The sequence below is a fragment of the Alphaproteobacteria bacterium genome (assembly GCA_030740435.1).
Lineage (GTDB): Bacteria > Pseudomonadota > Alphaproteobacteria > UBA2966 > UBA2966.
On sequence record JASLXG010000151.1, the window covers coordinates 26527 to 45250 of the forward strand.

General features: G+C 65.8%; 24 protein-coding genes. 8 read left to right on the forward strand and 16 right to left on the reverse strand.

The window, feature by feature from the left end; translation table 11 throughout:
* Positions 1–81 precede the first annotated feature (81 nt).
* On the reverse strand, positions 82–1017 hold the full coding sequence (gene gcvA / locus QGG75_15580; protein ID MDP6068655.1) for a transcriptional regulator GcvA: 936 nt from the start codon (positions 1015–1017) through the stop codon (positions 82–84).
* 165 nt (positions 1018–1182) lie between these two features.
* Here gcvA and QGG75_15585 point away from each other — a divergent pair, with 165 nt between their 5' ends.
* From QGG75_15585 to QGG75_15600, 4 genes are read left to right on the forward strand one after another with little or no spacing between them, the layout of a single operon-like run.
* Complete coding sequence (locus QGG75_15585) at positions 1183–2082, forward strand: oxaloacetate decarboxylase (GenBank protein ID MDP6068656.1); 900 nt, start codon at positions 1183–1185, stop codon at positions 2080–2082.
* A gap of 38 nt (positions 2083–2120) precedes the next feature.
* Positions 2121–3113, forward strand: coding sequence for a TRAP transporter substrate-binding protein DctP (gene dctP, locus QGG75_15590; GenBank protein ID MDP6068657.1), 993 nt, complete (start codon positions 2121–2123; stop codon positions 3111–3113).
* Positions 3114–3152: 39 nt separating this feature from the next.
* Complete coding sequence (locus QGG75_15595; GenBank protein ID MDP6068658.1) at positions 3153–3698, forward strand: TRAP transporter small permease; 546 nt, start codon at positions 3153–3155, stop codon at positions 3696–3698.
* Positions 3698–4981 (forward strand): TRAP transporter large permease subunit, encoded by a 1284-nt coding sequence (locus tag QGG75_15600; protein ID MDP6068659.1) that lies wholly within the window; start codon positions 3698–3700, stop codon positions 4979–4981. Before QGG75_15595 ends, QGG75_15600 begins: the two co-directional genes overlap by 1 nt.
* Before the next feature lie 197 nt (positions 4982–5178).
* On the opposite strand, the gene QGG75_15605 is transcribed toward QGG75_15600, so the two are convergent.
* Genes QGG75_15605 through QGG75_15615 form a run of 3 tightly spaced genes read right to left on the reverse strand, consistent with a single transcriptional unit; the run spans position 5179 to position 6654 of the window.
* On the reverse strand, positions 5179–6027 hold the full coding sequence (locus QGG75_15605) for an NAD(P)-dependent oxidoreductase (GenBank protein MDP6068660.1): 849 nt from the start codon (positions 6025–6027) through the stop codon (positions 5179–5181).
* 2 nt (positions 6028–6029) lie between these two features.
* Entirely contained in the window at positions 6030–6416 is a 387-nt protein-coding gene (locus tag QGG75_15610; protein ID MDP6068661.1) for a carboxymuconolactone decarboxylase family protein, read from the reverse strand.
* A 16-nt stretch (positions 6417–6432) separates the two neighbouring features.
* Positions 6433–6654, reverse strand: coding sequence for an acetyl-CoA carboxylase biotin carboxyl carrier protein subunit (locus tag QGG75_15615; protein MDP6068662.1), 222 nt, complete (start codon positions 6652–6654; stop codon positions 6433–6435).
* 185 nt (positions 6655–6839) lie between these two features.
* Here QGG75_15615 and QGG75_15620 point away from each other — a divergent pair, with 185 nt between their 5' ends.
* Entirely contained in the window at positions 6840–7544 is a 705-nt protein-coding gene (locus tag QGG75_15620) for an RraA family protein (protein MDP6068663.1), read from the forward strand.
* A gap of 16 nt (positions 7545–7560) precedes the next feature.
* Here the strand turns inward: QGG75_15620 and QGG75_15625 are convergent, their stop codons facing one another.
* The 3 genes from QGG75_15625 to QGG75_15635 form a co-directional block, all read right to left on the reverse strand.
* On the reverse strand, positions 7561–8142 hold the full coding sequence (locus tag QGG75_15625) for a YceI family protein (protein ID MDP6068664.1): 582 nt from the start codon (positions 8140–8142) through the stop codon (positions 7561–7563).
* Between the two features lie 34 nt (positions 8143–8176).
* Positions 8177–8893 (reverse strand): hypothetical protein, encoded by a 717-nt coding sequence (locus QGG75_15630; protein ID MDP6068665.1) that lies wholly within the window; start codon positions 8891–8893, stop codon positions 8177–8179.
* A 193-nt stretch (positions 8894–9086) separates the two neighbouring features.
* Complete coding sequence (locus tag QGG75_15635; protein MDP6068666.1) at positions 9087–9326, reverse strand: CDGSH iron-sulfur domain-containing protein; 240 nt, start codon at positions 9324–9326, stop codon at positions 9087–9089.
* Positions 9327–9470: 144 nt separating this feature from the next.
* Here QGG75_15635 and QGG75_15640 point away from each other — a divergent pair, with 144 nt between their 5' ends.
* On the forward strand, positions 9471–9860 hold the full coding sequence (locus tag QGG75_15640; GenBank protein MDP6068667.1) for a helix-turn-helix domain-containing protein: 390 nt from the start codon (positions 9471–9473) through the stop codon (positions 9858–9860).
* A gap of 1 nt (position 9861) precedes the next feature.
* Here QGG75_15640 and QGG75_15645 read toward each other — a convergent pair whose 3' ends face one another.
* Genes QGG75_15645 through QGG75_15655 form a run of 3 tightly spaced genes read right to left on the reverse strand, consistent with a single transcriptional unit; the run spans position 9862 to position 11325 of the window.
* The gene (locus QGG75_15645; protein MDP6068668.1) at positions 9862–10422 is read right to left on the reverse strand and encodes a pyridoxamine 5'-phosphate oxidase family protein; all 561 of its coding nucleotides are present in this window, start codon (positions 10420–10422) and stop codon (positions 9862–9864) included.
* A gap of 10 nt (positions 10423–10432) precedes the next feature.
* Positions 10433–10924: a GNAT family N-acetyltransferase gene (locus tag QGG75_15650; GenBank protein MDP6068669.1), complete on the reverse strand. Its 492-nt coding sequence runs from the start codon at positions 10922–10924 to the stop codon at positions 10433–10435.
* On the reverse strand, positions 10921–11325 hold the full coding sequence (locus tag QGG75_15655) for a rhodanese-like domain-containing protein (GenBank protein ID MDP6068670.1): 405 nt from the start codon (positions 11323–11325) through the stop codon (positions 10921–10923). The genes QGG75_15650 and QGG75_15655 overlap by 4 nt, the downstream gene beginning before the upstream one ends.
* An 80-nt stretch (positions 11326–11405) precedes the next feature.
* Here QGG75_15655 and QGG75_15660 point away from each other — a divergent pair, with 80 nt between their 5' ends.
* Positions 11406–11813, forward strand: a complete 408-nt coding sequence (locus tag QGG75_15660; GenBank protein MDP6068671.1) for a DUF427 domain-containing protein — start codon at positions 11406–11408, stop codon at positions 11811–11813.
* Positions 11814–11816: 3 nt separating this feature from the next.
* Here QGG75_15660 and QGG75_15665 read toward each other — a convergent pair whose 3' ends face one another.
* From QGG75_15665 to QGG75_15690, 6 genes are all read right to left on the reverse strand, one after another.
* Positions 11817–12341 carry an adenylyl-sulfate kinase gene (locus QGG75_15665; protein MDP6068672.1) on the reverse strand — a complete coding sequence of 175 codons (525 nt, stop codon included), beginning with the start codon at positions 12339–12341 and terminating at the stop codon, positions 11817–11819.
* 29 nt (positions 12342–12370) lie between these two features.
* Positions 12371–13123: a phosphocholine cytidylyltransferase family protein gene (locus QGG75_15670; protein ID MDP6068673.1), complete on the reverse strand. Its 753-nt coding sequence runs from the start codon at positions 13121–13123 to the stop codon at positions 12371–12373.
* A 10-nt stretch (positions 13124–13133) separates the two neighbouring features.
* Positions 13134–13778: a gamma-glutamyl-gamma-aminobutyrate hydrolase family protein gene (locus QGG75_15675; protein ID MDP6068674.1), complete on the reverse strand. Its 645-nt coding sequence runs from the start codon at positions 13776–13778 to the stop codon at positions 13134–13136.
* A 19-nt stretch (positions 13779–13797) separates the two neighbouring features.
* A complete protein-coding gene (locus QGG75_15680) occupies positions 13798–16188 on the reverse strand; it encodes a PEP/pyruvate-binding domain-containing protein (protein ID MDP6068675.1) in 2391 nt (796 codons plus the stop codon).
* Entirely contained in the window at positions 16188–16940 is a 753-nt protein-coding gene (locus tag QGG75_15685; GenBank protein MDP6068676.1) for a class I SAM-dependent methyltransferase, read from the reverse strand. The genes QGG75_15680 and QGG75_15685 overlap by 1 nt, the downstream gene beginning before the upstream one ends.
* 70 nt (positions 16941–17010) lie before the next feature.
* On the reverse strand, positions 17011–18234 hold the full coding sequence (locus tag QGG75_15690) for a hypothetical protein (GenBank protein MDP6068677.1): 1224 nt from the start codon (positions 18232–18234) through the stop codon (positions 17011–17013).
* Between the two features lie 129 nt (positions 18235–18363).
* On the opposite strand from QGG75_15690, the gene QGG75_15695 reads away from it, so the two are divergent.
* Positions 18364–18678, forward strand: coding sequence for a hypothetical protein (locus QGG75_15695; protein MDP6068678.1), 315 nt, complete (start codon positions 18364–18366; stop codon positions 18676–18678).
* Positions 18679–18724 lie beyond the last annotated feature (46 nt).

Genomic DNA, 18724 nt, shown 5'->3' on the forward strand with positions numbered 1-18724 from the left:
TTCTAACTGCAGGGAATGCCGGGGACAGACATCTTAATGCCTACCTTTTGAGCATTAAGGTGTGTGTCCCCCCTCTCAAAATTAAGAAATGTTAACGGCGGGTGCCGCCCGCTCGAGTGCCGCTTCGCGCAGCACCCATTCGCGGAAGGCGGCGATCTTGGGCTTGCCGGCGTCGGCTTCGGCGCACACCAGGTAGTAGCTGTGGGGTGCCGGTGCGGCAATTTCAAACGGTGCGACCAGGCGCCCGGCGGTCAGGTCCATGGAAACGAAGGGCCGGTTGGTGACGGCCACGCCCAGGCCCTCGATGGCGGCCTGGATGGCCAGGTAGGAATAATCGAAGCGGTGCGCGTGTTCGAGCTTGAGGCCGCTGACCCCGGCCACCTGCAACCAGCGCTGCCAGTCGTTCTGGCGCTGCGGCACGTTGACCTGCAAGAGCTCAAAGCGGTCGAGGTCGGCGGGCCGGCGCAACGGCCTCGAGCCGTCCCTTAGTTCCGGGCTGCAGACCGGCAACAGGTCGCTGTCCATCAGCCACCACGAGCGCAGGCCGGGCCACGGCCCCTCGCTGTAATGAAAGGCCAGGTCGATGTCCTTGCCCAGGCCGCGCCAGACGCTGACTTGGTCGTAATCGGCGACATAGGGCGCGCTGGCGATGTTGACCTGGACGTCGGGGTGGTCGCGGCGAAAGCGCGGCAGCCGCGGCAGCAGCCACTTCAGCGCCAGCGTCGCCATGGCGCCGACGGTGAGCACGGTGCGCGCCGGACTGCCGAAGATCTCGGCCGTGGCGGCGTCGACGCGGTCCAGGGCTTCCGAAAGGATGGCCAGGTAGGTGCGGCCCTCGCCCGTCAGCTCGAGGCCGGTGCTGCCGCGCAGGAAGACGCGCACGCCGAGCCGGCTTTCGAGCTTGCGCACCTGCTGGCTGATCGCCGACTGGCTGACGCGCAGCTCCTCCGCCGCCTTGGTGAAGCTCAAGTGCCGGGCCGCCGCCTCGAAGGCGCGCAGCGCGTTGAGTGGGGGCAGGTTTCACATCCCGGGCTCCGTCTATATTAGAAAATCTACTGCGAAATATTAGCATTTCCCGCTTGCACCGTCGCTTCACAGGCTCAATTGTGGATCTGCTGTGGCCATTGCAAGTGAAATTCTAATGATCATCGCCGGTCCAGGCCCAACCCTTTGGCTCCTGCCATGACCCTGGCGCGGCGCTTCCGCGAGCTCGTCCTGGCGCCCGAGATCCTCGTCCTGCCCGGCATCCACGACGCGCTCAGCGCCCGCATCATGGCCCAGGCCGGCTTTGCCGCCGCCACCGCCGGCGGCTACAGCGCCAGTGCCACGCTGCTGGCGGCACCCGACGTCTCGCTGCTCTCGCTGGCCGAGATGGCCGAGCAATACGCCCGCCTGGTCGAGGCCGGCGGCCTGCCGCTGCTGGTCGATGGCGATACCGGCTTCGGCAACGCCAGCAACGCGGTGCGCATGGTGCAAAGCTTCGAACGTGCCGGCGTGGCGGCGCTGTTCATCGAGGACCAGGTCTTTCCCAAGCGCTGCGGCCACACCCCGGGCAAGGCCGTGATCCCGGCCGCCGAAATGGTCGAGAAGCTGATGGCCGCCCTCGATGCCCGGCGCGATCCCGACATGATGATCATGGCCCGCACCGACGCCCTGGCGCTCAATGGCCTCGACGATGCCATCGAACGGGCCCAGCTCTATCGCCAGGCCGGTGCCGACCTGATCTTCGTCGAGGCCCTGCAAACGCCTGAACAGATGCGCCGGGTCTGCCGCGTGATCGAGGCGCCGGTACTGGCCACGCGCATGAACGGCGGCCAGACCCCCGAGCTCAGCGCCGCCGAGTTCGCCGAGCTCGGCTTTGCCGCGCTGGCCCTGCCGGCAGTGGCGACCTATGCTGTGGCCCAGACGCTGAGGCGGGTAATGACGGTCTTGGCCAGGGACGACAGTGACCCCGAGATCGCCGGCCACATGATGGACTTCGACGAATTCAACGAACTCATCGGCTTGGGCGACTTGCGGGCTAGAGAGAGGGATTACCAGGATCGGGCCGGGCGCTTGGCGCCGGCAGCCGATAAGAAGTGACGGAAACGAAAAAGCTAAACCGCGAAAGGGAGAACGTCATGAAACGCTTGTTGGGAATAACGCTTGCCGTTGCCATGCTCTGTGGGCTGGGCTTGGGGCAAGCCCGGGCCGAAACCGTGATGCGGGTCAGCCATCAGCTGCCGCCGCGCCACCACATGGCCAAGCTGGTCGAGGCCTGGGCGGCCGACGTGGAGAAGTTCTCGGGGGGCGCCATCGACGTCCAGACCTTCCCCGCCAACCAGGCCTTCGGGGCCAAGGAGAACTTTCCCGCCGTGGCCCGAGGGAAAATCGAATCGGCGCTCTCGGTCAACTTCCAGTGGGGCAAGACGATTCCCGAGATGAACGTCACGGCCATGCCCTACACCTTCACCGATTTGACGCTGTTGAGCCGCTTCCCGGGCTCGCCGGTGGCCAAGTTCCTGGAACAGAAACTGGAATCCAAGGGCGTGCGCAACATCGCCTGGCTCTTTGTCACCAACACCTCGATCTACACCTCGGGCGACAAGCCGCTGATCAAGCCGGCCGATTTCAAGGGCGTCAAGATCCGCGGCCTCAACAAGCTCGTCGATTCGGGGCTGCGCGCGCTCGGTGCGGCGCCCAGCGCCATGTCCGGCTCCAAGGTCTACCAGGCGCTGCAGACCGGCGTCATCGATGCCGGACTGACCGACGTCTCGGCCGCCTTTAGCCGCAAGTACTACGAGGTGCAGAAGTTTGGCACCGTGTCGCAGCTCTTCAGCGTCTACTTCCACCTCTACGTCAATCCCAAATGGTGGGACGGCCTCGACGCCGCGGCTCGCGAGGCCATCTCCAAGGCCAGCGCCAAGGCCGAGAAAAGTGCCATGCAGAGAACCGAGAGCACCGCGGCCGCAGCACCCGACCAATTGCGCGGCAAGGGCATGACCATCCACATCCACTCGGCCGCCGAGGCCGAGACCATGCGCCGTGTCATGATCGGCCCCTTCACCGATGCCTTCCTCGAGGCCTCGGGCGATGACGGCAAGAAGATCCTCGAGCTGATCAAGAACCTGTAGTGTGGCCAAGCCGGATCGTATCGAGCCACAGGTCCGGCCATGAATGATCGGAATCAGGGCGTCCGCCAAATTCTGGCGGGCGCCCCTTTCCGCTTCTTATCACGCCTGCTGGCGGCGGCCACGGCCGCCGGCCTGATGGTCGGCGCCCTGCTGGTGTTGGCGCTGACCGGCATCGTCGGCTACAGCGTCGGCATGCGCTATTTGCTGGGCCAGCCCCAGACCTGGAGCGACGAGCTGGTGGGCTACCTGATGGTCAGCATGGTCATGCTGGGGGCGGCCGAAGTGATGCGCCGGGGCGAGCACATCGAGGTCGATCTGCTGACCGAACGCCTGGCGCCACGCTGGCGCCGGTTGACAAGGATTTGGGGCCAAGCGGCCACCGCTTTCGTGGCCGCCGTGCTGATGGTGGCGGGTTTCGAGATGGTGTTCTTTTCGGCCTCCGTCGGGCTCTTGTCGGACGGCTACCTGGAAGTGCCCATGTGGATACCCCAGCTGGCCGTGCCAGTGGGCGCCGCCCTTTTGCTGCTGACGGCGCTGGGCGGCCTCATTCGGCTGTTGTTCGAGCCGCCGGAGGGCGGGCCATGATCACCCTGATCGTGATCCTGATCGGCATGCTCTTGCTGCTGCTCACCGGGGTGCCGGTGTTCGCCGGCCTGGGTGCCGCCGCCATGGCCATCCTTTACGTTGCCGAGGGCCAGATCGGCAGCATCGGCGAGTTGGTATACGGCAAACTCGAGATCTACATGCTGGCGGCGATTCCCTTGTTCGCCTTCATGGCCCACATCATGATTCATGCCCGCGTCGTCGACGACCTCTATACCGCCATGCACACCTTGGTGCGGCACTGGCCCGGCGGCCTCAGCGTGGCGACCATCTTGTCCTGCACTGTCTTTGCCGCCATCTCTGGCTCCTCGGCCGCCACGGCCCTGACCATCGGCGCCATCGCCATCCCCCAGATGACCCGCTTCGGCTATTCGCCACGCGTCGCCTATGGCGCCGTCGCCGCCGGCGGCACGCTGGGTATTCTTATCCCGCCATCGGGGCCGATGATCCTCTTTGGCGTGGTCGCCGATGCCTCGATCGGTGGCCTCTTCATCGGTGGCATCCTACCGGGCCTGGCCGTGGCGGCGCTGTTTAGCGCCTACTGCTCCATCCAGGCCGTCTGGGGCGGCAACTACGAGCGCCAGCCCCGGGCCTCGCTGGGCGAGATCGCCACGGCGCTGCGCCGCGCCATGTGGCCGATGTTGCTGCCGCCGCTGATTCTCGGTGGCATGTACATGGGCGTTTTCACGGCCACCGAGGGCGCCGCCGCCGGTGCCCTGGCGGCGCTCTTCATCGCCGGCGTGGTCTACCGCCGGCTGACCGTCGAGACGCTCTACCAGGCGGCGCTGGAGGCGGCGCGGCTGACCAGTATGCTTTTCATGATCCTCATCGCGGCGTCGCTTTTCAGCCACGTCATGACCATCCTCAGGCTGCCCGCCCAGCTTGTCGAACAGGTCACCGAGCTGGGTCTGGGGCCGATCGGCTTTTTGCTGGTGGTGATGGCCGTGGTCTTCGTGCTGGGCATGTTCCTCGAGACCATCTCGATCATCCTGGTGACCACGCCCATCGTGCTGCCGGTGCTGGATGCGCTGGAGATCAATCTGGTGTGGTACGGCGTGTTGCTGATGGTCAACCTCGAGATGGCCCTGATCACGCCGCCGGTGGGCATGAACCTTTTCGTCATCCGCGGCATCGTCGATGCGCCGATCCGCGAGATCATGGCCGGGGCCTTGCCCTACGTGCTGCTGATGACGGTGGGCCTGGTGCTGGTGCTGCTGTGGCCCGACCTGGTGCTGTGGCTGCCCGGCACGATGGGGTTCAAGTGAGCGGATCGAAAATAGGTCCCTGTCCCCGAAACTTTCTTAACGAAACCCCCTCTTAGAGTATCGGTCCCTGTCCCCCTATCTCGCTAAGTAACTGTCGTAAAATAAGATTTCTGGAAACTGGTCCCTGTCCCCGAAATTAGGGAATATTACCTGTGGGCGGGAGTCGGCAGGGATCTCTCGAGCGCCACCTGGGCCGCTTATTGGTCTTTCACGAAGGGAAATATGCGCGTGAAGTCGGCGTCCGGCTGGGCCGCGTGGAAGTCGCGCCAGAGCGCCACCAGGTTCTCGCCGAGGCGCCGGGGCGTGCCGGATTTCTGAACACCTGCAAGGTAGAGCTCGAGATCTTTTTTCAAGAGCGTGTTGGTGAAGCCTGCGTCGTATTTGCCGGGGATGATGCGGTTGGGGAACTTGTCCGCCGTCGCCATGTTCTGGCCCGACGAGGCGTTGAGGATCTCGACCATCAGCGAAGGATCGAGGCCCGCCGAGAGGCCAAAAGAAATCGCCTCGCTGGTGGCCGCCATGGCGGTGGCCGAGAGGTAGTTGTTGAGAAGCTTCATGGCCTGGCCCTGGCCCGCTTCAGCACCCACGTAGAAGGGGTTGCCCATGGCCGCAAGGGGCTCGGTCAGGGAATCGAAGATGGCCCGCGGTCCCGAGAACATGATGGCCACGGTGCCGGCCTTGGCGCCCGCCGTGCCGCCCGAGACCGGGGCGTCGCAAAAACCGATGCCGGCGCCGTCGAGCTCCCGCCAGATGCTCTGGGCTGCCTCCACGCCGATCGTCGAGGTATCGATCACGGCCGTGGTGCGGCGTTGGTTGCTGGCCGCGATCTCGGCCGCCACGGCCGCCACCACGGGGCCATCGGGCAGGCTGAGGAAGACCGTCTCGGCGGCCGTCACCTCGGCCAGCGAAGCCGCCTGGATGGCACCTTCGGGCGCCCGTTCCGCCGTTCCCGCCTTGTCGTAGACGATCGGCTGGCAGCCAGTGGCGGCCAGGTTGGCAGCCATCGGCGCGCCCATGTTGCCGAGCCCGATGAAGCCGCACTTCACGGCTACTTGCCCTCCTCCTCGAGCTCGGCCAGGCACTGCCGGGCGATGCGAAAACTCTCGACGCCGGCCGGGATGCCGCAATAGACGGCGATCTGGTGCAACACCTCTTTGAGTTCGTCCTGGCTCAGGCCGTTCTTGATGGCGCCTTTGAAATGGAGCCCGAATTCGTGGCTGCGGCCGAGCGCCGCCAGCATGCCGAGATTGAGGATCGAGCGCTGCTGTTTCGACAGGCGGTCGTTGCCCCAGGTGCTGCCCCAGCAGTACTCCGTCACCATGTCCTGGAATTCACGGTTGAAGTCGTCGGCGTTCTGCATCGCCTTGTCGACGTATTCGGCGCCCAGCACCTCTTTGCGGACTTTCATTCCGGCGTCGTAGCGTTGCTGGTCCATGGCTGTCCCTCCGTTCTCAGATTTCGATAACGGCCACGTCCTGACCCTCGGCCACCTCGTCGCCTTCACCGACCAGGAACTTGCCCAGCTTGCCGGCCACCGGGGCCGTCACCGGGATTTCCATTTTCATGGATTCGAGGATGATGATCTCTTCGTCCTCGGCCACGCTGGCACCGACCTCGACGTTGAGCTTCCATACCTTGCCGGTCATTTCGGACTGAACCGTTTCCTTCGCCACGCGCATCTCCTTCGGATTCTCTGACTGTCGTTAGGCCTCCGTTCTGCCCTTCCCGGCCTCCGCCGTCAAGCACCACGGCCGGGCGGCAGCTGGCCGTCAAATCGGCCCATGATGATATTCCCGTGCCGATGCCAGGGGGGCGGTGTAGGGTTCGGTCTCTGTCAGGCCGTCTCGGGAGATGCATCATGGGGTCCACACCGGCGCTCAATGAGGAAGAGCTCGCAGCCCTCAGGGCGCTCGATACGCCCACCGTCTGCAACGCCCTCGAGCTGGTCGACCCCGAGCGCCGCGGCCGGGGTTTCAGCAGCCAGCCGATATTCTGCCTCGATCCCACCCTGCCGCCGCTGGTGGGCTATGCCAAGACCCTGACCATCCGCTCGACCGAGCCGCCGAGCGGCAATGCCCTCGAATCCCGTCTCGAATACTATCGCCAGCTCGAAAGCGGCCCCCAGCCCGCCATCGCGGTAATCCAGGACCTCGACGGCGAGCGCGCCGGCTTCGGCTCCTTCTGGGGCGAGGTCAACTCGAACATCCACCGGGCGCTGGGCGTGGCCGGCGTCATCACCGACGGCAGCACCCGCGATCTCGACGACATCGCGCCCGGCTTCCAGATCCTGGCGGCCAAGGTCGTGCCCTCGCACGCCTGGGTGCATCCCGTCGAGATCGGCGTCCCGGTCGAGGTTTTCGGCATGAATGTGGCGCCCGGCGATCTGCTGCACGCCGACCGTCACGGCGCCGTGGTGGTGCCCCACGAAGCGGCTCGCGAGATCCCGGCGGCGGCGGCGTTGGTGGGCCGCCGCGAGGCCGTCATCATCAAAGCCTGCGCCGAGCCCGGATTCTGCGTCGAACGCCTGGTCCAAGCCATGGGGCAGGCGGCCAAACTGAGCTGACGTCAACCCGCCGGTGCTATTTCGAGGTTCCCTCGATCTCGACAAACAGCGTGATCTCGTCGCCGATGCCGCCCAGCGCGTACTTCATGCCGAAGTCGGAGCGCTTGATCTTGCCGCGGGCCGAGAAGCCGGCGGTCAGGGCCTTGCTTCTGGGGTTGGGCGCCATCTTGTTGAAGCTGACGTCGAGCGTTATCGACCGGGTGACGCCCAGCATGGTGACCTCGCCGGTAACCTTGCCGGTCTTTGCGCCGGTCACGGTCACCTTGGTGGTGCTGAAGGTGATTTCGGGAAATTCCTTGACGTTGAAGAAGTCGGGTGAACGCAGATGGCCATCGCGCCGGTCAAGGTTGGTGTCCACCGAGGCGGCGTCGATGACCAGTCTGGCGCTGCTCTGCTCCGGCGCGGCGGGGTCGAATTCGAAGCTGCCGCTGATCTTGCCGAAGTGGCCGATCATGTTGGAATAGCCAAGATGTCCGACCAGGAAGGCGGCAGAGCTATGGAGGCTGTCGATCCTGAAGGACGCCGCCGGGGCCGGCACGGCGCCGAGGCCGACGGCGGCGGCCAGAATTCCTGCAACGACCAAACTGCGTGCGTTCATGACTTGCTCCTTTTTGCCTGGGCGAAAGGTCGGTTCAATAGCTTGGCTCCCTCGAGGCCAAGGCAAGCCCGATGCCAATGGCGAGCGCCGCCGGTACCAGGGCCACCACTCCCGTGGCCAGCGGTGCCAGCACGTCGCCGCTCGGGCCCGCCGGCAGCTTGAGGCGCCGGGCGGCGAGCGGCGAGGCGACCACCAGGGTCGCGATGGCGAGCCCCAGCCGACTGGCCTCGGAAAAGAGAAGCATCTGGCCACCCAGCGCCAGCAGGATGCCGAAGGCGGCAAAGACGCCGAGGCCGGCGAAAGGAAAGCGCTGGCTGGGCCAGTTGAGGATCAGTCCGCCACCCAGCGCCGCCGCCAGGGCGAAGGCAAGCTGGGCCGTCGAGGCCGTGCGGCCCAAGAGCGCCAGCGCACCCAGCGCCAGGGCCAGGACCAGCGCCACGGCCGGAGCCTCGAGGCCGCGCCGGCCGGCCTCGGGCGGCTGCCCATAGGCCAGCAAGACGGCGCTGCCGGCCACCACCAGGGCGGCAACGGCGGCGAAGCTCGTGCCCTCGCCCCGGGCCAGCCCACGCCAGCCCAGCCAGATGCCGATGACCAGCGGCAGTGCCAGCGCCAGCCCCGGGCGCAGCAGCCGGAAGCGCGCCGCGCCGATTTCCACCGCCAATCCGGCGCCGGCCGCCAGCAGGGCCAGATAGGGCAGCTTCTGGGCCGAGCCGCGCGGCGCCAGCGGCGGCAGGCCCATATGATCAGCCAATAGGCCGCGAGAAAGCCCAGCACCAGCCCCAGGGCGGCGTAACGGCGATTGAGCGCGAATGCCAGCAAGGCCGTCGCCAGCGCGACCACGAACGGCAGCGCGGCGGTTTCGATGATGAGGTCGGCGATATCCACGGAAGGGAAAGTTCCGAGCCCATCCGGAGCCCCGCCAGCCGGGGCTCCGGCAGGTCCGGCTAGAGGTCCTTGTGGCTGCCGTCGCAGAGCGGCGACTTGCCGGTCTTCTTGCAACCACAGAAATAGACGGTCTTGGTCTCAGGGGCCTCCCAGGCCAAAGGCGTAAAGCTGGTTTCCTTGTGCGTGCCGTCGCACAGCGGTTGCTTGCTGCTGCGGCCACAAGTGCACCAGTAATATTTTTCGCCGGCTGTTACGTCTGTCGCATAGGGAGATTTTTGGGCAACTACAACTTCATCCATTTAGGTATTCCTCCTCGCTGCAAATAATTCCGGCGGACTTGCCAAACCCGGCGTGCCGGACCATAGTCGGTTACCTAGCAAAACCGGTTACGGAATAAAAGTAGGTACTTTCAGGTAACCACCAGCTTTCTTTCGGACACCAGCATGAACGAATTGGCCAAGCCCATGACCCTGCCGGCGAGTCCCATGGGGTGCCCGGTGGATTCGCTGCTGCGGTTGTTGATGGGGCCGTGGACGACCTACATCCTCTACACCCTGCAACACCAGGGACCGACGCGCTTCGGAGCGCTGCGGCGCCTGATCCCGGGCATCTCGGCCAAGGTGCTTTCCGAACGCCTGAAGATGCTGGAGCACGCCGGAGTCATTTTCCGCGAGCAAAAATCCAGCATCCCGCCCCAGGTCACTTATGGCCTGACCGTTCGGGGCGAGGAGTTGCGCTCCGTCATCGATGCTCTCGAAGATGTCGCCCGGCGCTGGGCCGCCGAGGATGCCGGCGGGATGATTGCCGCGACCGAAGCCGCCGCCGCCGAATAGATCAATCTCCGGAATCGAGTGCTTCCAGGGTCGGCAGGCCGTCGATGCTGGTGGCGATGTGTTTCTGCGTGAAGGCGGCAATGCCCTCGGGGCCCTTGCGTTCGGCCCAACGCAGCAACTGGTCGCGCTCCTCCACAAATTCGTAAAGCGGTACGCCGAAGCCGCAGGAATCGCCGATCCGTGTCACCTCGAGACGAATGATCGTTCGCGTGCTTAGGCGTTCGGGAAAGCGTCCCGCGAGTTCGCCGAAGTCGGCGTGCGTGGGCTCCAGAACTTCGCCGCGGCCGTAGAGTCTCAAGATACGCGGCGGCCCGGCGAAAGCGCAGAACATGATGGTCAGGCGGCCGTTCTGGCGTACATGGGCGATGGTCTCGGCGCCGCTGCCGGCCAGATCCTGATAGGCCACCGTGTGGCTGTCGAGGACGCGTAGTGCATCCAGGCCTTTGGGCGAGAGATTGACATGGCCGGCATCGCCCGAAGGCGCGCTGGCCACGAAGAAGACCTGCTGCGCCTCGATGAATTCGATCAGCCGTTCATCCAAGGCCTCGAATGTCTTGCCCATCAATGTCTCCTCAGAGTTCGTCGGCCGTTGCCGCCAGGGCAGCTATGGCGGCGGCGTCGAGCCGGTAAGGCAGCCACTCGGCCAGATGCCGTCCGCCCAGACGGAGATAGAAATCCCGCGTCGGGTTCCAATCGAGCACGTTGAGATCGAGGCGCCGGCAGCCACGGGCCGCAGCGATTTTCGCCACTGCCGCCATCAGCCGGCGGCCGAGTCCATGGCCGCGGGCGCGATCCTCGACGAAAAGATCCTCGATGTAGAGCCCCGGCCGTCCCTCCCAGGTCGAATAGTTGGGGAAGAACAGCACGAAGCCCACCACCTCGCTCTCCCACTCGGCCAATACTACCTCGAAACAGGGAGGTTCGCCGAAGCCGTCGCGGCGCACGTCGTCGGCGCTCAGGCGAACGCTTTCCTCGGGCTCGTGCTCGTAGGCCGCCAGCGCCTTGACCAGCCGCACCACGTGGTCGGCATCGTCGGGTCGGGCCCAGCGGATGGTGGCGCTCATTTTGGCGGCTTGCGCTCCTTTTCGACCATCGGCGCGCCGGCTTCCTTCCAGGCGTCGAAGCCGCCCTCGATGTGGGCCACGGGCTCGAGGCCCATGCCCTGCAGCTGCTGCGTGGCCAGGGCCGAGCGCAGGCCGCCGGCACAGAAGAAGACGAACTTCTTGCCCGAGCCGAAGAGCTCGCGGTAGTAGGGACTCTCGGGATCGACCCAGAACTCCAGCATGCCGCGCGGCGCATGAACCGATCCCGGCACGGTGCCCTCGCGCCAGAGCTCGCGGATGTCGCGGATGTCGATGATCTCGACCTCTGGATCCTCGATCAGTTCGACGGCCTGGGCCACGGTCAAGGTCTCGATTTCGGCCTCGGCCTCGGCACAGAGTTGTTTATAGCCCTTGGTGATCATGGTGTTTCCGGCGGCAGTTGAGGGGATGCGATTGGCGGCTATTTGTCCCACAATGCGCCGGAGCAGTCGAGGAAGTAACGATGAGCGGCAACAAAGGCGAACGCCGGTCGGCTTGGGCCGCGCATCCCGACTACCGCGTCGGCTTCGAGCCCACGAAAAAGCGCGTGCGCGTCCAATTCAACGGCCAGACCGTGGCCGACAGCAGCCGTGCCCGCATCATGTTGGAAACCCGGCACAAGCCGGTTTACTACCTGCCGCGGGCCGACGTAGCTATGGAGTTCGCCCAGCGCAGCGATCACGAGAGCTTCTGCCCCTTCAAGGGCCAGGCCTCGTACTGGACGCTGGTGGTCGACGGGCGGAGTAGCGAAAACGCCATGTGGAGCTACGAGCAGCCCTTCGCCGAGGTCGCCGGCATTCGCGACTACATGGCCTTTTACGGGGATCGCGTGGATGCTCTCTGCGTCGGCGACGAGAGGGTCGGGTGGTAGCGGCTATTCCCGTTCGGCCGGCGCGGCGTCCGCCGCGGCGATGATGGTGGCGGCGATTTCGCCGACGTCTTCGCGGTTTTCGTTGTTGTCGATCACCAGATGCGCGATTTGCGGCTCCTCGACGGCGATGTCGAGGCCGACCACGTTCTCCTCCTGGCCACTGTCGGCGCGCAGGTAGAGGTCCTTGGGGTCGCGCCGGCGCAGCGTCTCGAGGTCGACTTTGAGAAAGACCTCGAAGTAGCCGGGCAGGTTTTTGCGGTTCCAGTAGTGGATGCGGTGGAAGAGCGACATGGTGGCGACCACCGCTGTCTCGCCGCGCTTTGTCGCTTGGCGGGCTAGTTCACCGACCCGGTAGGCGTTTTCCAGACGGCCTTCGCGGTCGTGACCGAGCGGTGCATCGGCATAGGCTTGGCGCACGGTGTCGCCGTCGATCAGCAAGACCGTCGTACCGGCGGCGCGCAATTGCCGCGCGATCTCGTTCGCTATGGTGCTTTTGCCGGCGCCCGAAAGTCCAGTGATCCAAATCACCTGGCCCGAAGATGGCGCTGGCGGATTGCCTACCATCGCCAGTCGTGGCTCCAGGCCTCGGCGGCGGCGATTTTTTCCTGGTAGAACCTGAGGTCGGTTTCACTGTCGACCTCGCACCAGGAGCCCTCGACCGCCACCGCGCCGATAGCCGTGCCGGCCGCCAGCAAGCGCGACAGCAGGGCCGTCATGTCGAGGCGGTCGCGCTCGGCCTCGGCCAGGCCGGCCAAGAGCTCGCTCACCCCCTGCCAGCCCGCCGGCGTGAACTTCAAGAGCCCCATGTACTGGCCCTCGATCTCGTCGGCGCGGGCGGTGCGGGCGCCGATCTCGAGAAGCCGCCCGCGGCGCTGGCGAAAAATTTCGGCATCGGCCAGGGGATCTTCGAAGCGCCCTTGCCAAAGTGCCTGCCAGTGGCGATCGTAAGCGATGGCCACATCGTGGCGATCCGCGGCCAGGGCGCACACGGCGTCGGGGTGGTAGACGATGTCGGAATAGGAGACCAGGCAATCGTCGCGCCGCAGCACGTCGTCGGCGGCGGTCAATGTCACCACCATGTTGCTATCGGCCCAGCGTTCGTTGTCCCGCACATCGTAGCCGGGCCCCGAAAGTGCCTCGCGGTAGTAGCCGCGCACTACCACGATTTGCTCGATGCCGGCGGCGCCCAGCGCGGTCAATTGCCAATCCAACAAGCTGCGGCCGGCCAGCTCGGTCAGGCACTTGGGCTGGTTGTCGGTCAATGATCCCATGCGCGAGCCGCGGCCGGCGGCCAGGATGATGCCGATCATGACGATACCCTCAATTGCCGCCCAGCCCGAACAGGTGGCGCACCAGGGCGCGGTCGAGATCGGCCGGCTGGGCCTCGCGCTCCGGGTGCCACATCACCGCGATCAGCGGCCGCTCGGGGCAATGACAGGCCTCGACCCAGCCGTCGGCGGTAACGGCCAGGGCCTCCAGCGGCGGCGCCAGGGTCTCGGCCCTGATGCCCACGGTGTGGAAGGAATTGACCTCGGTCATGGCCGGCAGTCCGGGGCAGGGTTGGGCCACAAGGGATACCTGGTGGCGCTGGGCCACGTGTTCCTCGCGCCGGCAGTCTCCCAGCGGCCCGCCCAGGACGCTCTGCACGAACTGCATGCCGCGGCAGACGCCAAACAACGGCAGGTGGGCCTGCCAGGCGTGCTTGAAAAGCGCCCGTTCGGTGGTGTCGCGCGCCGGCGCCGCGCCGATATCGTCGCCGCCGGTGAGGATCAGACCGTCGAGCTCCCAGTCGCGGATGAACTCGCTGGCCTGGGTGCCGGCGTTGGGCAGCGGCAGCCAGGCTGCCTCGGGCAGCACCGCGGCCATGAAGGCGAGCCAGTCGCGGGCCAGGGCGTCGCGTTCCTCGACGTAAGCGACGGCGTCAGAGGTGCGCATGCTGAGGCCGAGGCGTCGGGTTTTGACCATGCCGCTGTGCCGGGGCTTCTCAGGCCGCGTCCAGCCGGCGCAGCAGGCGGTCGGCACAGTTGAGTTCGACCCGGCGGGCCGAGGCCATCAGCTCGAAGGTGCGTTCGCCGCAGCCGATGGCGGCGGGCAAACCGAACTCGGCGCAGCGGATCGCCATGTGGGAGTTGGTGCCGCCGAACTTGGTGATCAGGCCCTGGATGCCCTTGGTGAATATCCAGTCGTAGCCAGGGTCGGCGTTTTCTATGCAGACGATCTTGCCATAAAGGTTGGTGCCGGCGGAGGCCAGGGAATCGAGCAGTATGGGCTGACCCTCGATGCGGCCCGAGCCGATGAAATTGGGAGCAGAGCGGTGCAGCGGCACGACGTATATGTCCTTGGCGTCACTGATCAGGTAGTTGAGCTTGAGCGCGGCGCTCAGTTCCATGGCCCGGCGGCCGCCCTCGGCCAAATCCAGAAAGTGGAGGTCGGTATCGTCGAGCACCGCATCGGTCAGGGTATCGAGCATGGCGTTGACCTCGATGTAGGAGAGGTCGTCGCGGCCCAGGCCGAGGATCTCGCCCCAACGCCCGATGGCCGCCAGGGCGTCGGAAAGGCTGCGGGTGAAGACGAACTTGGCGTCTTCGCGGCCGGCGATGGCGCGCCGAGCGTAGCTCACCAGGCCTTCGGCGTCGATGTTTGTGAGCCCGCTTTCAGCCAGCAGCTTGTCCACGGCGGCCTGTTCGGCGGCGCTGAGCGCAAAGCTCGCGGGTGCCACTTCCTCGGGCGGCAGGCTGTCGGAAAAAAGATCGTCGCGCTCGTCGTAGCGTGGCGACAGGATGTCGTAGGTGCCGGGGCGCAGGTGGCCATAACGCAGCATGAAGGCCTGCGGGCCCAGTTGGCCGCGGCAGACGGCGGCGAAATCCGACGTAAGCTCGCCCGAGACCGTGCGCACCGAGCGGCGCAATTCCGCCAGCCGCTCCGGCGCGATGGCGCCGCGGGCCACGGCCGAGCGCAGCAGGGCCTCGGCGATGAAGGCGTGGCGGGCGATGATCGAGAACGGCAGGGTGCCCGAAGTCCGGCATTCCTGCAGATAATCGGCGGCCGCCAGCAGGGGTTCGATCTCGTGTTGGTCCTGGCTCGTTTTGCGGCGCTGGCGCTGCTTGTCCGAGAGCGTGTCAACCACCGTGCGGGCCAGTTCCAGCGTGCCATTACGGCCCAGCTCGAGGCAGGAATTGGTCAAGCTGGCCAGGTGCTCGCGGAAGCTGGCCAAGTCGTCGGCGCCGAGCAGGCCGCCGTAGCGCGCCGAAAAATTCTCATCGAAGGTGAAGTCGAGGCAGGTCTGGGCGACCTCGAATTCGACCTTGTCGTGGAGTTCCGGGTGTCCGCTCAGGCGGTCGAGCCAGGCGTCCACCAGGGCCTCGGCGATAGTGCCGTCGAGGCCCTCGGGCAGCAGCGAATTGAAGCTGTTGCGCACGTCGATGAAGGGGTGGCCGCCGACCGTGACCATGAGTTCCTCGGAGGGCAGCCGGCGGTAGCCCATGCGTTCGCGGGCCAGCCGCCAGACGTCGCGGGTGATCAATTCGCGATAGAGCGAGGCGGCCAGCGGCCTCGGCGTGGTGCCGATGATCTCGGCCGGGTTCCAGTCCGGCATGACGCCGAGCACGGTGCGCGAGCCGGCCAGGCCGGCCCGGGGCCGGGAGCGGTTCTCGACGAATCGCTCGATGTATTCCAGGCGCTTCGAGACCCGGTTCTGGGTGCCCGCCAGCCAGCGCCGCTGCAGGCTGATGCGCCGCACCTGGAAGAGCACGACGCGGCCATCGTGGGTTATGCCGAACTCGATATCCAAGGGTACCGGGCCGCAAATTTCCTCCAGGTCGCGGGCCAGGACAAGCATGCTGAGGACACGCTCGGATTGCAGGTACTTGTCGTCGCAGCCGCGAAACACCAGCACCGCCTTGTTGACGTGGGTGCCGCCGGTGATCGAGTCGGTCTTGCCCGATTCGTCGTCGTATTCGATGACGTAGAAGGGCGAGCCGCGCTGCAAATCGTGGGTCATGATGACGCCACTTAGCGCCACGTCGTCAAGCATGGGCTGGACCAGGACCTGATCGTTGGGATTGCCGGAATAGGAGGCAACGACGTCGGCGATGGCGCTTTGCAGGGCCTGGCGGTTGCCGCCATCGACGCCCAGCCGGCTCATGAAAGCACCGGCCATTGAACCTTCCGCGCTGTCCTCGCCAGTGGCGCTGGAGCGCACCGCCAAGATCTGCTCGCCGTAGTCCGCGGCCAGGCGCTCGAGCACGGCGTCGGGGTCGGCCAGCCAATCGGAGACCGGGAAATAGGTCAGATCGAGGACCTCGGCCCGTCGCACCAGCGGCGCCAGCCGCTCCAGCGTCTCGGCCTTGGTGCCGAAGGAAAAATCAGTCGCCATCAATTGCGCAACCCGGCCAGCCAGACCTGGGTGGTATAGGGAATGTCGATGACCGCGAGGCCGCTCTCTCGCAGTACCGCCTCGATATCGCCAATGACGGCCTCGAACTGCTGGCCCGCCTGGCGGTGCAGCGTGCCGTGGCTGCGCCAGGCCTCGAGGCAGTCCTGCAAGGATTGTTGGTGTGTGATGCCGCCCGAGATGCGGCTCACCTCGCCAAACAGGCCGCTGGCTTCGATCGCCACCGTCTGGTCCTCGCGCCGTCTGCCGTAGGCGTAGTCCGGTATGCGGGCGGCAATGGCGCTTTCGATGGCGGCCTGCAGTGGGTCATCGAGGTCGCGGTGGTTCCACATGCAGGCGAACCAGCCCTGCGGCTTGAGGATGCGGGACGATTCGCGGAGCGCCGCCGCTTGGTCGACGACGTTGAAAGACGAGCCGAAGGTGACCAGATCGAAAGCGTCGTCGGGTTGTTGGGTGTGCTCGCCGGTGCCTTCGACCCAGCTCACCCGGGGCCAGGCGGCGGTGCGCTTCTGGCCGCGGGCACGCATCTCGTCGTTGGGCTCGACCGGGCTTACCTCGAGGCCGCGTTGCAGCAGTTTCAGCGTCAGGTGCGCCACCCCGGCACCGACGTCGCAGACCCGCGCCCCGGCTTCCAGCCCGGTGCTTGCCAGCAGCTCGTCGATGGCGGCATCGGAATAGTCCGGCCGTTGCAGGTAGGCCTCGGCAAGGTCGGAATAGTCCCATTCCGTTTTCATATCTCAAGCTCCACTGCTGCTTCGGCCAGCGATCGCTTTGGGCCGCGTTTTTCTTACCTGTCGGCGCCGATCAAAGCAACTCGATCAGTGCTTCGCGGCGCCGCCAGCCGCGCCACCAACGGCCCACCACATGGCGGCGCAGGGCCAGGTATTCGGTCCCCATGGCGCCCACGGTGCGGCCATCCCAGGGCCGCCGCCGGCGCCACAGCCGGGTCTCGAAGCGAAAGGGCCAGAGCCACAGCATAAAGGCCGCCAGCCTGAGCGGCGTTAGCAGGAAAGGCCAGCCGATATCATAGCCCCAGGCGGCGTACTTGTCGGCCAACAGGAACTTCAAACGCAGCCGGTCGAAGGGCGTCACGATGTCGCCGTGGCGCTTGGCGATGGTTTGGCTCTGAAAGCCCTGGACCACGGTATCGCCGCTACGCCAGGTCCAGAGCTTGCCGTCGAAGGTGCTGTGCATGAGATTTTCGTGCCACTCGATGCCGATCCAGGCAGCGATTTTTGCCAAGGTCTCGCGGGGCTTCATATGCAGGTCCTCGAGCCGTACGGCACGGCTCTCGTTGCCCTCGAAGGCGGTCTCGCCGGGGGGGCTGCGCTGCGCCATGGGCGTGGCGTAGTCGAGGCTTTGCAAAATCAGGCGCCTGGGCAGGTCGAGGTGCAGCCATTGTTCCGAACGCCCGCTTCCCTGGTAGTGCGAGGCCAGGGTCTGGACCGGTTCGCGCACGGTGTGGAGGAACTTGACGCGGCCCGGGAAATCTTGGGCCAGGGGGCGCAGTTTGTCCGGTTCGGGAACATGTCCCTGGAAGACCAGCAAGGGCCGGCCAGCCCCGAGCTTACGTCCCAGAACCTCGGCGTAGGCGGCGTGTACGGCCTTAAAGAAGTAGCGCCCCGGTAGCGGCTGGCTTTGGAAGTCCTCGATCACCAGGGCGAGCTTGCGCAACAGGGCGTCGCTGAAGGCGCCCTTGTCCAGGCCCAGTCGCTGGTCGCCCTCGGTGCCCATGCGGTCGAGGCCGTAGCTGGTTCCCAGCGAGGTATCGCCAACCTCGGCGCCGGGATCGAAGAAGACCTCGTAGGCGTCGAGAAAATAGCCCAGCGCGGTTATCGCCGGCAGCTCGCGGATGCTTTCCCAGAAGGCGTAGAAGCCGACCAGATAGATCGCCGGCAGCGTCACCACCTGGGGATGGTTGTCCAACAGGCTGTGCAAAAAGACAGAGCCGGAACGGCCATAGTAATGGATCGAGATGACGTGCTCGAACTGGGTGGCATCGATGGCCGGGGTATCGGGTGGCGCCACGGTGTGATCTGCGGCTCGCTCTGTCAGGGTGCTCCAGAGCTTAATCCGGAATGTTCGCCGGGTCACGGCCTGCCTCACGTCCAGCCGGCGGTCCGGGGGCGGCCAAAAGCGTGCTACGATCACCCTCTGATGCCGCTTCGCACCACCCTTGTCGGCGCTCTCCCCAAGGCCGATTTCTCGCCCAAGCTGGTGGGTCATAACGCCTTCAGCGTCAAGCCCACCTATGCCGCGGAAGTCGGCCGCTTTTTGGAAAGATTCGACGTCGGCGGCTACTTCGAGGTGCAGACCCTGCAGGCCGTGCTGCAACAGCTCGAGTTGGGCCTCGACATCCTCACCGAGGGCGAGCTCAGCCGGGTCGATTACTGGCGCTACAACTGCTTCTATCTCGACGGCCTGGAAGCCGACGGCGACGATATCGTGGTGACCGGGGGCCTGTGTCGCTGAGCGAGCCGGTGCTGCACCACGATTTCAGCCGGGCCCAGGCCTACAC

Bases quoted from the DNA above. Each gene is read 5' to 3' on its own strand.
- QGG75_15695 (MDP6068678.1), top strand. From the start codon at position 18,364: ATGCCGCTTCGCACCACCCTTGTCGGCGCTCTCCCCAAGGCCGATTTC.
- QGG75_15650 (MDP6068669.1), bottom strand. From the start codon at position 10,924: ATGAGCGCCACCATCCGCTGGGCCCGACCCGACGATGCCGACCACGTG.
- QGG75_15595 (MDP6068658.1), top strand. From the start codon at position 3,153: ATGAATGATCGGAATCAGGGCGTCCGCCAAATTCTGGCGGGCGCCCCT.
- QGG75_15685 (MDP6068676.1), bottom strand. From the start codon at position 16,940: ATGAAAACGGAATGGGACTATTCCGACCTTGCCGAGGCCTACCTGCAA.
- QGG75_15610 (MDP6068661.1), bottom strand. From the start codon at position 6,416: ATGGACCAGCAACGCTACGACGCCGGAATGAAAGTCCGCAAAGAGGTG.
- QGG75_15660 (MDP6068671.1), top strand. From the start codon at position 11,406: ATGAGCGGCAACAAAGGCGAACGCCGGTCGGCTTGGGCCGCGCATCCC.
- QGG75_15640 (MDP6068667.1), top strand. From the start codon at position 9,471: ATGAACGAATTGGCCAAGCCCATGACCCTGCCGGCGAGTCCCATGGGG.
- QGG75_15645 (MDP6068668.1), bottom strand. From the start codon at position 10,422: ATGGGCAAGACATTCGAGGCCTTGGATGAACGGCTGATCGAATTCATC.
- QGG75_15675 (MDP6068674.1), bottom strand. From the start codon at position 13,778: ATGGTCAAAACCCGACGCCTCGGCCTCAGCATGCGCACCTCTGACGCC.
- QGG75_15635 (MDP6068666.1), bottom strand. From the start codon at position 9,326: ATGGATGAAGTTGTAGTTGCCCAAAAATCTCCCTATGCGACAGACGTA.
- QGG75_15620 (MDP6068663.1), top strand. From the start codon at position 6,840: ATGGGGTCCACACCGGCGCTCAATGAGGAAGAGCTCGCAGCCCTCAGG.
- QGG75_15625 (MDP6068664.1), bottom strand. From the start codon at position 8,142: ATGAACGCACGCAGTTTGGTCGTTGCAGGAATTCTGGCCGCCGCCGTC.
- dctP (MDP6068657.1), top strand. From the start codon at position 2,121: ATGAAACGCTTGTTGGGAATAACGCTTGCCGTTGCCATGCTCTGTGGG.
- QGG75_15680 (MDP6068675.1), bottom strand. From the start codon at position 16,188: ATGGCGACTGATTTTTCCTTCGGCACCAAGGCCGAGACGCTGGAGCGG.
- QGG75_15655 (MDP6068670.1), bottom strand. From the start codon at position 11,325: ATGATCACCAAGGGCTATAAACAACTCTGTGCCGAGGCCGAGGCCGAA.
- QGG75_15585 (MDP6068656.1), top strand. From the start codon at position 1,183: ATGACCCTGGCGCGGCGCTTCCGCGAGCTCGTCCTGGCGCCCGAGATC.
- QGG75_15670 (MDP6068673.1), bottom strand. From the start codon at position 13,123: ATGATCGGCATCATCCTGGCCGCCGGCCGCGGCTCGCGCATGGGATCA.